This is a genomic window from Parabacteroides sp. MSK.9.14 (assembly GCF_019041495.1).
Lineage (GTDB): Bacteria > Bacteroidota > Bacteroidia > Bacteroidales > Tannerellaceae > Parabacteroides > Parabacteroides merdae.
On record NZ_JAHPXO010000017.1, the window covers coordinates 1 to 13,588 of the forward strand.

The window sequence follows — 13,588 nt, forward strand, 5'->3', positions numbered from 1 at the left end:
ACAACCTATAACAGGATTTTTTTAATACACAGTCAACCAAAATCAGGACGAGACAAGGTGAAAGTAAATTTTTAAGGTGAAGGCAAGCGTCGGGACTGCCTTCACCCTCTCATATGATAATAGTCAAAGGGTTTCAGGGAATGGTGAAGCCCAATCGGATGCTTGCAAAAAAAGCGGTTGCCGATCTCTGGCAACCGCTTTTTTAGTTTGTTATGTGAAACCGGATTGCTTATTTATAGCTGTAGCCCGCTTTCTTCTGTGCGCTGTTGGCTTTGGCTCCGGGGATCAAAGTGAAGCCCCATTTGTATTCCCGGTCTGCCGGTAAAGTATATTCCGGTTCCGGACGTGAATACCAACTGTCGTAGCCGGCCAATCCTTGCTGTTTCAGGTCTACGCATACTTCAACGAAGTTACGTGGTGTGATGTCGTTGATATGCGTCTGGCGAGGTTTGTCATACGGTCCGATTTCCGGACGGTTGGCAATCTCTTCCGGTGTGAAGTTGTTCCACTGGTACGGGCGGTCGGTTGCCTTGCCAGCGTCGAAGTCTTCGACGGAGTTACGCATTGCGTTGAATTCCATCTCGTCGTCTGCAACGATCAACAGGTTCTTGCCTTTACCGCCTAATGAAATCCAGCGGGTATCGCAGTGGTGGCCGTTTTCCTGCGGACGGACGTATGGGAAATACTGTTCTTCAGCCGTGCTCTTGTACTGTCCGATCATGTAACCGGCTTTGCGGTCCCAATAGTTTTCCAACGGACCGCGGCCGAAGTATTCCAGTTGGTCCATCGTTGCCGGCAGACGGAAACGTACGCCGATACGCGGAACGACCATCTTGTCGCGTTCGCTGACATTGGCGCGGCCCGGTGAGAAGGTCGCGGTGGCGGTCGCTTCGGAAATACCGATCTTCACACCGTCCAAATGGGCAGGCGTGAAGTGGGTGGCCACGTTCATGATACCGTCAGGATAGATCTTGTATGTCACCAGGAACTGGTTGCCGGCCGGCAGTTTATAGTCGACTTTTACGATGGCATTACCATCGATGATCTCGCCTGTCGCGCTTGTCACATTGAAGTTACGGCTTGAGAGTTCCCATATCTCAAGACGTTTCGGGTTGCCGCTTCCGTAGTCGTTATCGTTCGGGGCGCGCCAGAAGTTCGGCTGGATACCGAAGCCTTCGTTGAAGTATTCCGTGCCGCCTACTTTATAGGAAGCCACGACGCCGGCTTTCTTGTCGAATACGAAGTTCACTTTGGAAGAAGTCACCTTCAGGTCGTTTCCTTCTTCAGATACGGTCAGCTTGGGGCCTGCGGCCTTGTAAACGGTCTTGTCGGCTGTTACCGGCAAAACAAACTGATCCTGTGCGATGTCGTATCCGGCAGGGATCACGCCATCCTGTTTGGTCGTAGTCACGACAAAGTTCACCAAATAATCGACGCCGGCCTGCGGTTTCAAGCCTTCTACCGGGACTGTGATTTCCTGGGATGCCTGTGGCGCCAGGTCGAGAGACATCTTGTTGCCTTTGATGATTTTGTTGTTTGCCTTGATCGTATAGCTGATCATGTAATCTTTCAGGCTCGTGAAATAGAAACGGTTTGTCACTTTGAATATGCCTTTCGCCACATCTACAGCTTCGAAACCGACATTCTGGTGTGCATATTTCACTTCTTCCATAGCCGGATGCGGAGTGCGGTCCGGGCTCACGATACCGTTGCAAAGGAAATTGCCGTCACTCGGCATGTCTTTGCCGAAGTCGCCGCCGTAAGCATAATATTCTTTTCCGTTTGCATCCTTGGCAAGCAGACCTTGGTCAACCCAGTCCCAAATGTAGCCGCCCTGGAGGTTCGGGTATTTGTAGATCGCTTTCCACTGGTCCCAAAGGTTACCGGTCGAGTTACCCATCGCGTGGGCATATTCGGACGGTGCAACCGGACGGTCGCTGCCTTCCTTACCTATCTCTTCCAACCATTTTGCACTTGGATACTGCGGGACATACATGTCGGAGTTCCATTCCCACTGTGCACGTTCGTAGTTGACCGGACGGCCCATCATGGTCTTTTCCTTGTCCTTTACATATAAATAGGTCTGGTAGAAGTTGTAACCGTTTCCGGCTTCGTTACCTAATGACCAGATCGTTACGGACGGATGATTTTTGTTGCGTTCGTATATGTTGACTGTACGGTCCATATGCGGTTTCAGCCATTCCGGGTTGTTTCCCAACGTACCGCCTTTGCGCAGGTTGTAGTACATGCCGTGCGATTCGATATTGGCTTCGTCGTAAACATACAATCCGTATTCGTCACAAAGCTCGTAGAATCTGCGGTCTTGCGGGTAATGGCACAGGCGGACGGAGTTCAGATTGTTCCGTTTCATCAGTTCGAAATCCTTGCGCATCAGTTCTTCTGTCACGTAATGTCCGGTCTGCGGGTTGTGTTCGTGGATATTGACACCTTTGAACTTGATCGGCTGTCCGTTGAACAGCAGGACGGTGTATGGTTTGCCGTTGCCGGCGATCTGGTCGATCTCTTTGATTTCGATGCGGCGGAAACCGACGTTTTGCGGGATCACTTCCGTCACCTTGCCATCTTCCTTGATCGTCATCAACAGCTTGTAAAGGTTCGGATGTTCCGCGTTCCATGTTTCCACATTATCCAGTGTCTTTTCGAACGAAGTCGTTGTAATCGTGTTCGGGCTTACCCACAACTTGTTTTCTGCCGTAGCAGCCACATTGCCTTTTGCATCTAATAATTCGTATGTCACGTCGATGTTCTTGACCTTGTCAGAATGGTTCTTGATATCTATTGCCAAGCTGAAGATACCGTTTTTATAGGTGTCGTCGAGCGTGGAGACAATACGGTAATCATTGACGGCGATCTTGGGTTGTGACCATAGATAGACATCGCGTTCGATACCGCTTAGGCGCCAGAAGTCCTGGCATTCCAGATAGGAACCTGTGCTCCAGCGGAAGATTTTCAGCGTCAGCATGTTTTTGCCCGGTTGCAGGTATTTGTTGATCAGGAATTCGGCCGGATTCTTGGAATCTTCGCTATAGCCGACTTCCTTGCCGTTTACGTAAACATATAAGCCCGATTTGGCTCCGGCGATGTGTAGATATATGTCACGTCCGTCCCAACCGGCAGGAACCTCGAAGTCGCGCCGGTAAACACCTACCGGGTTTGCTTCCGGCAACAGCGGAGGTTGCGGGTTACGTGGTTTGAACTCATATCCGTGATTCGTGTAGATGGCAGTACCGTGTCCTTGTACCTCCCAGTTTCCCGGAACGGTAATGTCGTCCCAATCGGAAGTGCTGACAGAAGGATCTGTGATGTTGGCAGGAAGGTCTTTGTATGAATCTACGAAATAGAATTTCCATGTGCCGTTCAGCAATGAGTAGAAAGGACTTTTTTCATATCGGGAAGATAGAGCTGTGGCACGGTCTCCATAACTCATGAAAGAGGAGCGGGGAGCCTCTTTATTAACGGCAACGACTTGGATGTCCTGCCAGTAAGGCTTCGCAGGCTGGTTCGTCGCATCGTCAGCCAATGCAGTCCCCAGAAGGAAGCAACTTAATGCTCCTGTGAGCATCGTTTTTTTGATCATGTGTTTCATATGCATTTTTAATTTAGATTAGACTTAGTCTGTTGAAAAGTGAAAGATGAAAGTGAAAGAGAGTATATCTTTGACTTTCATCTTTCAACTTTCAATTTTTTTATCTTGCTGCGTAGAAAGAATAACCTTCGGCTACCTGTTTGAAAGCAAGTACGCCTGCCTGGTTCAGTTCTACATTCATTTCTTTGCCGTCGGGAAGGTACATGACAACTTCGTCGTCACCTGTGAACTTCAGCAGTTTGGTCGATTCGCCGTTTGCTTCTACGCTCCAGCTCTTGTCTGCTTCATTGAAAACCAGATCTACCGCTTTTTCTTCTCCTTCTTTCTGGATGTGGTAGCCGTCTTTTTGGGTTTCGATGGCATACGTGCCGTCTTTGGTTTCGATTGTTTTTACCGTACCGGCATCTGCAACAGGGTTGCTTCCGCTCCAGAATTCAATCGAGTTTAAAACCAATATGTCGGCTAATGCAGAGATTTCATAAACCGGAACAATCCAGAATGCAACGAATACTAACTCGTTTACAAACTTGCTGTCGATATTTCTGTTCCAATCCAACAGCTTATTTGACAACCCAAATGATCCAATGCATGATGAGAATAATACACTGCTGGCAAGCGTTGCTGCCACTAATAAAGTTAGACTTTTTTTCTTCATGAATATTTAGTATTTGTAGTTAATTTGGGGACGAAGATAACAATTTATACGATAATTGTCATTAATAACAGGACTATAATTATTTATTGGTTACTCTTTATGAATTTCTTTTTGAGCTTGAAACTTTTTATGAAACAAAGAGGCTTCTAAAATTCATTTAAATGATTTTAGAAGCCTCTTTTTATTTTAATAGAGAGTATCGGTTGTTAGTAACCTGGATTCTGATCTGTTGCCAGTAGAGGGTTCAAGTCGATTGCTGTTTGGGGAATAGGTCTCAGCGACATCCGGCTATCCCATTTCATCGTGATGACTTTTTCGCCATCCGGTGTGGAGATAGGAACATTGTTCATCTGCGCACTCCAATAAGCATCGCCATAACGGCTTAGGTCGTCGCTGCGCAAACCTTCACCAGCCAGTTCGATGCGACGTTCGTTTTTGATCAAAGCCAATCCATCTTCCTTGCCGAGGCTTGTCGGTACGTTTGGCATACCGCAACGATCACGAAGCTGATTCAAGGCAGCCTGTGTCTGTCCGTCGAAACCTGTTGTCTGGGTATGAGCTTCAGCAAAGATCAGCAGTACTTCGGCATAACGGATACAGGGATAATCGCCGGTTGCTTGTCCGTCATTATTCGCATCATTTTCCAACGGTGACATTTTGCGGAAGTTGAAACCAGTCTTGGATTCATTATTCCCGTTTTTGATCCATTCATAGATGAAGTTTGTACCGTAGTTTGTCTCATACCAACCTTTGAAGGGGAATAGGATGGAGGCATATAAACGGCTATCACGATTGCGGAATTCCTGCATGTACTCGTAATCTTTCAGTTTTCCACTGTTGATAAGGCCGGATGCAAAAGAAATAAATTTGGCTTCTCCTGCAGGAGCTTTATATTCGTCCAAATCCCCTTTGATAACTTTATAAGCATTCATACGCTTTTCGATACTGGGAATGGACGGTGTTTTGCCGTCTACTGTCCAGTAAGCGTCGACCAGATTTTGTGTCGGAGTCACAGAAGACCAACCTCCTAATTGATTCGGACGGATGCTTGTGTATCGTGTCATATCTTGGTAGTCCCAACTGGAAGCGGTATATTGACGAGTCATTACATATTCCGGATTGTCTGGGTTCCCGTTTTCCGTATGCCATAAAGATTCGTAGCTGAACATGCCTTTCATAAATTTGTCACGGTCGATACCGTATTTGTCAAAATCTATGTATAATTCCATTTCTTCAGCTTCTTTCTTTTGTGCTTCGGTCAATTCACTGACTTGGAATAATGAAAAACCTCCTTTATCCATGATTTCTTTGGCTGCTGCTTCTGCTGTCGGATAGTCGCCGAAATAAAGGGCTGCTCTTGCTTTTACGGCTAAAGCTGCATATTTGGTCATACGTCCTTTTTCGTTCGGATAACTACCTGCATATTTTTCCGGAAGGATAGCTGCTGCTTCAGTTAGTTCGTTGAGAATAAATTCACGGATTTTGCTTGTTTCGTCGCGAGGAATGTTGGGAGCATCGTATGACAATACATCGGTGATCAAAGGAACTTTACCAAATGTTGTTGTCAAGTTCAGATAAGTCCATGCACGCATAGCTCGGACTTCCGCTTTGAACCGTGTTTTCAGATCTTCATCCATCGGAACATTCTCTATTTCCTGCAAGAAAATGTTTTGTTTGCGGACTGTTTCGAAGTTATAGCCTTCGTCATATAGAGCACTGAGGCCGTTTTGCTGATAAATAGCTCCGTTCGATTCCCATGAATATTGGCAGTATGCATCGTTCGTATACGAATCGCTGTGAACAGCTGCGCCGGGAATGCTTGCTGAGTAAACAGCGTTCAGATTATACCATGCATCTTTTTCTGATGTCCAGAATGTTTCTGTTGCAATGCTGGAAGTCGGTTCGACATCCAGGTCACAACTGCAAACTGTTGTTCCCAGAGCTAGGCAGAAGAACGTATGTTTGAATATATTATTAACTGTTTTCATTTTGCTTTTTGTTAGAATGTTAAGTTTACACCAAGTGAAATAGAAGAAGTTCCGCGGGTGTCTGTTCCACGTCCGGACGGTGTTTCCGGATCAAAGTCTTCCATGCGGTGATCTGCACGAATTGTAAATGGATTTTCAGCCGATACGTAAAGTTTCAAAGCATCGACACCTAAATGCTGAATTTGGTGTTTATTGAAATTATATCCGAATGTGATATTTTTGATACGGAAATAATCAGAATCGAACAACCAGAAATCGGAGAACTTATTGTTGAAAGTAGAGTGTGCACTTGTACGCGGATAGATACGAGGATAAGCTGCATTTGGGTCGGGGTTATCAACGGTCCAGCGTTTCAGGTGAAATTCACGTGGACTGGCATTATCAGAGAAAGCCCAAGCCTGTTCCTGATAGAAACGAACCATTGTTCCAGTCACACCTTGTCCGAACATACTTAATTCGAAACCTTTGTAACGTAAGTTTAGATTAACGCCGTATGTAATATCGGGAACGTCACAAGCCAGATAGTCTCTGTCCTTATCGGTCAGTTTTCCGTCGCCATCCAAGTCTACATATTTAATGTCTCCGGCCTGTGGGGTAATGCCGTCTGTTATGTAGTTGCCATTGTCGATGTCTTCCTGTGTCAATAAACCGTCTGAGCGGAAACCGTAGAATGTGCCGATAGCATAACCCACTTTCTTAATCCAAGGGTCTTCGATCATCGGATCGTTTGCTCCTAAATCTTTTACCTTATTCCAGTTTTTAGACAGATTAAAACCAACCGTATAAGAGAAATCTCCAATGGATTTGTTGTGAGATATGTTGAATTCCAGACCTTTGTTACTTACTTTACCGATATTTTGCGAAACCTTATAGTCACTATTGATACCGACTTCTGCTGGACTCGGATAAGATAGTAGGATATCTTTGGTTTGTTTGTCGTAGAATTCACCAGTGAAACTGAAAAGTCCGTTTAGAATATCGAAATCGACCCCGACATTGGTAATCGTTACGGTTTCCCAACCTAATCCAGGATTAGCTGGCTTTCCTTCTCGAATACCGCTGACGATCGTATTTTCGAAGTTATAATTTCCACCCTGTACATAGGTCGCAAAATAATCATATTGTCCTACGTTATTGATATTACCTAACTGTCCCCAGGAAGCACGTAATTTCAAATTATCGATCCAACTGGCATCTTGCATGAAACTTTCCTGGTTAATACGCCATCCGGCAGAGAACGAAGGAAAGAAACCCCAGCGGTTGTCTTTGTGGAAACGGGAAGAAGCATCTGCGCGAAAGTTGGCTTCCAACAGATACCTGTCTTTGTACGAGTAGTTCAAACGGGCAAAGTAAGACATTAATTTATCTTCGTAAACATCACCTTCCGTGCTCATGTCGCTGGGTGCGCTCGAACCTCCATTAATACCCGTCATACCGTTGGTTGGGAAATTGCGGCGCCATGATTTTTGTTGTTGGTATTTGTAATGTTCGTATGAGACACCTCCTAATGCACTTATATTATGGTTTTCGTTGCTCCAATTATAATTGGCCAAACCATTGTAGGTCAAACGACTATTTTCGTTCCAGTCATATGTCATCTTGGAAGCGGTCACATCCGTACCGTTCAATTCTGAGCCGGTTACGAAATCTTTGATTTTATTTCTATTGGCTTCGTATGTTTTACCTTTATAGTCATATGCCTTATAGATCATTTGTCCGGTCAGTGTCAATCCTTTAACTGGTTTAATATCGAGGGCGAGGTCGATCAATGTATTTTGTGATTTGTTGTTGTTCCATCCCCCTTCTTCCAAGCGACGTAGTGGATTACGTTGCATATTTACCAGCGCTGCAGGATTGCCCCCTTCGTAACTACCCCATTCTCCATTGCTTTGACGAGCTACATATGTAGACGGAACGGTTAGAAGTTCTGTATATCCAATACCTCCGCTTTCTGTATTGTTTGTGTTTTGGATATATTTGAAGTTTGAACGCCAAGACAACCATGAGGTTATATCGGATGAGAGGTTGGTGGTCATATTATATCGGTTGGCGGAAGCTCCGGGGGTAAATTTGTCATCATACATATACCCTAATGAGGTGAAATATTTGACTTTGTTTCCTCCGCTTACGCTAACGGAATGCTTTGTCATGACTGCTAAATCGTCCAGCACTAAATCATACCAGTTTGTATTCGGATACATATCTGGGTTACTTCCGTTACGGAACATTTCGATCTCTTCATCCGAATATGGCATCTCTGCATTCGGATTTTCATTGAATGCCGCTTCATTGCTCAAACGAGCATACCATTCCGAACTTAAAACTTTTGGAGTGTATGTTGCGATCTTCATGGATACTGTTCCATCATAGGTCACTTTTACATCACCTTCCTTACCGTCTTTGGTCTTGACTAAGACAACACCGTAAGCAGCACGAGAACCATAAATTGCAGAAGAAGCGGCATCCTTCAGAAAAGATACGCTTTCGATGGAATTCGGGTCCAAATTGGAGAAGAATGTAGCATCTGCTATTGCTCCGTCAATGACAAACAAAGGGGAAGAAGTCCCCAAGTTTCCGCGACCACGCATGTTGATGGAGATGGAACCTTGACGGTTGATAATGGTTACCCCCGGTACCTGTCCTTGAACGGAAGCCAACACGTCCGTATTGACACGCTCTTTCAGCTCTTCGGAGCCGACAGATGCAACGGCACCGGTGAGGTTTACTTTCTTTTGGGTACCATAGCCGATCACGACTACTTCATCCAATTTTTGGGTGTCTTCTTTCAGACTGACTTTGATCGTTTGTTCTCCATTGTATTTGATCTCTTGGGTCAAATAACCAATAAATGAGATAACGATTACATCTCCCTTTTTTACTTCCAGGACAAAATTACCGTTCATGTCGGTAACAGTACCGTTTGTAGTGCCTTTTACAACTACCGAAGCTCCTGCTACAGGGCCGAACTCGTCTTCAACGACACCTTTCAAACTTGCTTGCTGCTGAGAAATGCCAACTTTGGGAGTCGTAGTTTCGTTGGCGGCAAATATCACCCCTGATGAACAAAGGGCTACAGACAACAGCAAAAAACTGACTGGTCTTGCGATTTTCAACATACTAATTGTTTTTTGTTTAATAATAGTTAGATATAATAGGCTTTAAGAGGATCTGTTTTCTTCTACAGCTCACACTTACTTGCTTATTTTTAGTAATTAGGGTCAAAGTTTATGCTTGCACATGTGTAGTTCTTGTAGGACTATGACTTATTGTAAGAAATATAAAGCTGTATAGGCAAAAATGAGGATTTTTTGTATGAAGTTCTTGTAGGACTATGATTAAGTTATACGAATTTGTACTGAAACATCAGAATTACCAGTCTGTTTCTTGTAGAAAACCTTGGGAGTAAACCAGATTTTCCTAGTAATTAATCTGTTGATGTTAGTATGTTATGTGGTCTATGATTATCAACCGGAAAGTATACAATCTTCAGCTAATAGACAGATTACTTTAATATGTGGAAATATTTATCCCATCATGCTATTTATCAGTTGTTTATAACCAGAGTAATATATATAGCGGGAAGCAGACGATTACATAGCAAATTAAATTATTGATTAGAATCTATCCATATAAATTTAGATCTATACAATAAGTATATAGAAAAAAGCAAGAAAATCTGATAGGTTTAGAAAATAACACTCGGAAACGCTTAATTGTTAATTAACATTTTAAGATGTGTACTTGGTTGAAATTCCTGAGAGCTTCGGGATATATATGAAACAAACTATGGATTCATGCATCTTGCACAATACAACCATATTGTCGAATTTTCAAAGGATTTAGGGTAAAGAATAGAGGTCGTAAAAGAAAATAACGATTAATATCATTTGTATTAGTAAAATATTTTAATATATTTGTCTCAATGTATAAAAACGGTATTAAAATACATTCAATAGTATTCTTGCTAATTTTTTCTAAAAAAACATGCAAGATAATAAATAAATGTATTACATTTGCCCCGTCAAAGGACGTAGTCCTACAAGAACTATGTTCTCATTTGCATGGCAAATGTATGACAGATGTTAGGAATCATACCATGAATGTAAAGAATCTATAAGTAAGGTGGTTATCACCTCCTTGGATCTTATTCATATAGTGACTATTATTATTAAACAAAAAACAATTAGTATGTTGAAAATTGCAAGACCAGTCAGCTTTTTGCTGTTGTCTGCTGCTTTATGTTCCTCAGGAACAGTGTTCGCAGCTAATGAGACAGCAACTCCTAAAGTTGGTATTTCTCAGCAACAGAAAAGTTTGAAAGGAACAGTTAATGATGTACTGGGCCCCGTAGCAGGTGCTTCAGTTGTCGTAAAAGGTACGACGAACGGTACGGTTACTGACATGGACGGTAACTTTGTTTTGGAAGTGAATAGCGGTGATGTTCTTCAAATCTCTTTTATCGGTTATGTAACACAGGAAATCAAGTACACCGGACAAGCGACTTTGACTGTGAATCTGATGGAAGATACTCAGAAACTGGAAGAAGTCGTAGTTGTCGGTTACGGTACACAAAAGAAAGTGAACATGACCGGGGCTGTTGCACAGATTGACAGCAAAGCGTTAGAAAATCGCCCGGTTCAGAACGTTTCTACCGCATTGCAAGGTACTATGCCGGGTGTTCAGGTTACTTCCGGCGGTGGCCGTCCCGGACAGGATGGTGGTACGATTCGCGTGCGTGGTGTTGGTACATTAAACACGGCTGATCCTTATATTTTGGTGGATGGTATCGAAACCGGAACGATGAACTCGGTCGATCCGAACGATATCGAAAGTATTTCCGTATTGAAAGATGCTGCTTCTGCTGCGATCTATGGTTCGAAGGCGTCAAATGGTGTAATCTTGATTACGACAAAACGTGGTAAGACAGGTAAACCACGTATCTCTTATAATGGATATGTAGGTTTCCAGAAACCGACGGAAATGATTGACCGTATCAGCTCTTATGACTATGCGCGCTTGTATAGCCAGTCTATGATCGATGAAGGCTTGAATCCCCGTTTCAATGAAACTGATATTGAGAATTTCAGAAATGGTACTTCTCCTAACACGGATTGGTATGATGAAGCCTATAGAACCGGTGTACAGCATTCTCATAATGTAAGTGTGAGCGGTGGTACGGAAAATGCGAAGTATATGGGATCTGTCGGCTATTTGGGACAGACCGGTATTTTACCGAATGCGGACAGACAGCAATTTAATGCTCGTACAAATTTGGATCTGAAGCTGAATTCCAGATTGACGGTTCGTTTGAATTTGGCATATATCAAGAATGACTATTCCGACCCAATTTCTTCTTATGCATCTGGCATAAGTGAAACTGGTGATCCGAATAGTGCTGCCAGCTCTGATCAGATTATCCGTCAGTTGAACCGTATTGCTCCGTGGATTGTAGGTCGTGCTGAAGACGGTACTTATGGTACTATTGGAGATGGTAACCCACTTGCGTGGTTGGATGTTAACCAAACTGTTGACCGTAAAAATCAGAATTTCTCTGGTACCCTGTCTGCCGATTATAAAATCATCGACGGTTTAGTTGCAACAGTGACGGGTTCTTATGTTAACAATCAACAACACTATCGTGCATTTCAAAAATATATTCAGTACAATCCGAATAAGGAAACAGAACCGAATCGTTTGGAAGAACGTTTTACCGGTTGGCATCGTGCAAACTTTGATGCATTGTTGAATTTTGACAGACAATTCGGTGAACACGGTTTGAAAGCAATGGCAGGTTGGCATACGGAAAAGTATGACTACACCTATAACCAGCAGTTCCGTAAGAATTTCCCGACTAATGATCTGACCGATATCGCGGCTGGAGATGCTGCTACTCAGAAGAACAATGGCTATACACGTGAGTTGGCGATGATTTCTTGGTTCGGACGTATTAACTATGATTATGCCGGCAAATATTTGTTGGAAGGTAATATCCGTTCTGATGCTTCTTCCCGTTTTGCTGATGGTAATCGTTGGGGATATTTCCCTTCTTTCTCTGCTGCATGGCGTATTAGTGAAGAAGGTTTCATGGAAAATACGAAAGATTGGTTGAACAACTTGAAGATTCGCGGATCATGGGGGTTACTGGGTAATCAAGATGCATTGACTGATTATTATCCTTGGATGAATACCTATAATCTAGATGCAAGTTATCCGTTAGGAGGTGCTTTGCAGTCGGGGTATTATCAGAAAGCATATAAGCTGTCTTCTATCTCTTGGGAAAAATCTCGTACATGGGGACTTGGTTTTGATGCGACAGTCAATAACAAGATCAATGTGACATTTGACTACTATGACCGTAGGACAACAGGTATTATCATGGATGTTCCGGTTCCGGCAGAATTTGGTTTGGATGCTTATAAAGATAATGTAGGTGAAATGTCCAATCGAGGTGTTGAAGTGATTCTGAGCTACAATAACAAATGGGGTGATTGGTCGTTTGGTGCAACCGGAAACTTCTCGTACAACAAAAACGAATTATTGGATTTAGGTTTGAGTCCGGATGCCGGAGGTGTAACGGCTGATCCGAACAATGGCAATAAGGTTCGTAAGATTGGTGAAGCGCTGAACACATATCGTGTTTATAAAGCAGATGGTTTCTTTGAATCGGATGAAGCAGCTCAGGCTTGGATGGATAAATATTCCACACAGGCAGGTTATCCGTTTGGAACTAAAAAGTTCAAGGGAGGTGATCTGATCTATCAGGATGCAAACGGTGATGGTAAAATGACGGCTGATGACCGCGTCCTTGCAGGTTCTTCAGATCCTAAATTTACGTTTGGTTTGAATCTGAATGCTGCTTATAAAGGCTTCGACTTATCCATGTTGTTTACGGGCGCGGCTGGCGTGCATCGTTTGATCAACCAGGAAGTAACAGGCTATTTCGGTGGCGATGACTCACATCCGGCAACTGTATGGTTGGATGCTTGGACACCGGAAAACAAAGATGCAACGATGCCACGTGTGGCTTATGATGTAACATCTCCGAGTCTGTCATCTAATGTCGTGTCTACATTCTGGTTGCAGAATTCCAGCTATTTGCGTATGAAGAACCTGCAATTCGGTTATACACTTCCGAAGAATGTGATCAAATCGGTTGGAATTGAAAACGTACGTTTCTACTACTCTGTAGAAAACCTGTTTACTATCCATAATATGCTTGTCAATGTGGATCCGGAAATCGGAGATGAACGCGGTTCCAGTTTCCCGTTAACTCAGACACATGCTTTTGGTGTGAATGTGACATTCTGATAAGAACGATTGTTTAAGATTAAAATTAAA

Annotated in this window: 5 protein-coding genes; 1 reads left to right on the forward strand and 4 read right to left on the reverse strand. The window is 43.5% G+C overall.

What is annotated here, in order from left to right; translation table 11 throughout:
• Nucleotides 1–229 precede the first annotated feature (229 nt).
• The 4 genes from KTG12_RS10490 to KTG12_RS10505 form a co-directional block, all read right to left on the reverse strand.
• Entirely contained in the window at nucleotides 230–3,607 is a 3,378-nt protein-coding gene (locus KTG12_RS10490; protein WP_138273297.1) for a glycoside hydrolase family 2 TIM barrel-domain containing protein, read from the reverse strand.
• Between the two features lie 100 nt (nucleotides 3,608–3,707).
• Nucleotides 3,708–4,262, reverse strand: coding sequence for a DUF3332 domain-containing protein (locus KTG12_RS10495; RefSeq protein WP_005641250.1), 555 nt, complete (start codon nucleotides 4,260–4,262; stop codon nucleotides 3,708–3,710).
• Between the two features lie 206 nt (nucleotides 4,263–4,468).
• Entirely contained in the window at nucleotides 4,469–6,250 is a 1,782-nt protein-coding gene (locus tag KTG12_RS10500) for a RagB/SusD family nutrient uptake outer membrane protein (RefSeq protein ID WP_005641247.1), read from the reverse strand.
• Nucleotides 6,251–6,261: 11 nt separating this feature from the next.
• Complete coding sequence (locus KTG12_RS10505; RefSeq protein WP_022321610.1) at nucleotides 6,262–9,366, reverse strand: TonB-dependent receptor; 3,105 nt, start codon at nucleotides 9,364–9,366, stop codon at nucleotides 6,262–6,264.
• Between the two features lie 1,072 nt (nucleotides 9,367–10,438).
• Here KTG12_RS10505 and KTG12_RS10510 point away from each other — a divergent pair.
• The gene (locus KTG12_RS10510; protein WP_122204372.1) at nucleotides 10,439–13,558 is read left to right on the forward strand and encodes a TonB-dependent receptor; all 3,120 of its coding nucleotides are present in this window, start codon (nucleotides 10,439–10,441) and stop codon (nucleotides 13,556–13,558) included.
• The last annotated feature ends 30 nt before the right edge of the window (nucleotides 13,559–13,588 follow it).

What these genes read in the sequence shown, in the direction of transcription:
- KTG12_RS10490 (WP_138273297.1), bottom strand. Translation starts at nt 3,607, where the DNA reads ATGAAACACATGATCAAAAAAACGATGCTCACAGGAGCATTAAGTTGC.
- KTG12_RS10495 (WP_005641250.1), bottom strand. Translation starts at nt 4,262, where the DNA reads ATGAAGAAAAAAAGTCTAACTTTATTAGTGGCAGCAACGCTTGCCAGC.
- KTG12_RS10500 (WP_005641247.1), bottom strand. Translation starts at nt 6,250, where the DNA reads ATGAAAACAGTTAATAATATATTCAAACATACGTTCTTCTGCCTAGCT.
- KTG12_RS10505 (WP_022321610.1), bottom strand. Translation starts at nt 9,366, where the DNA reads ATGTTGAAAATCGCAAGACCAGTCAGTTTTTTGCTGTTGTCTGTAGCC.
- KTG12_RS10510 (WP_122204372.1), top strand. Translation starts at nt 10,439, where the DNA reads ATGTTGAAAATTGCAAGACCAGTCAGCTTTTTGCTGTTGTCTGCTGCT.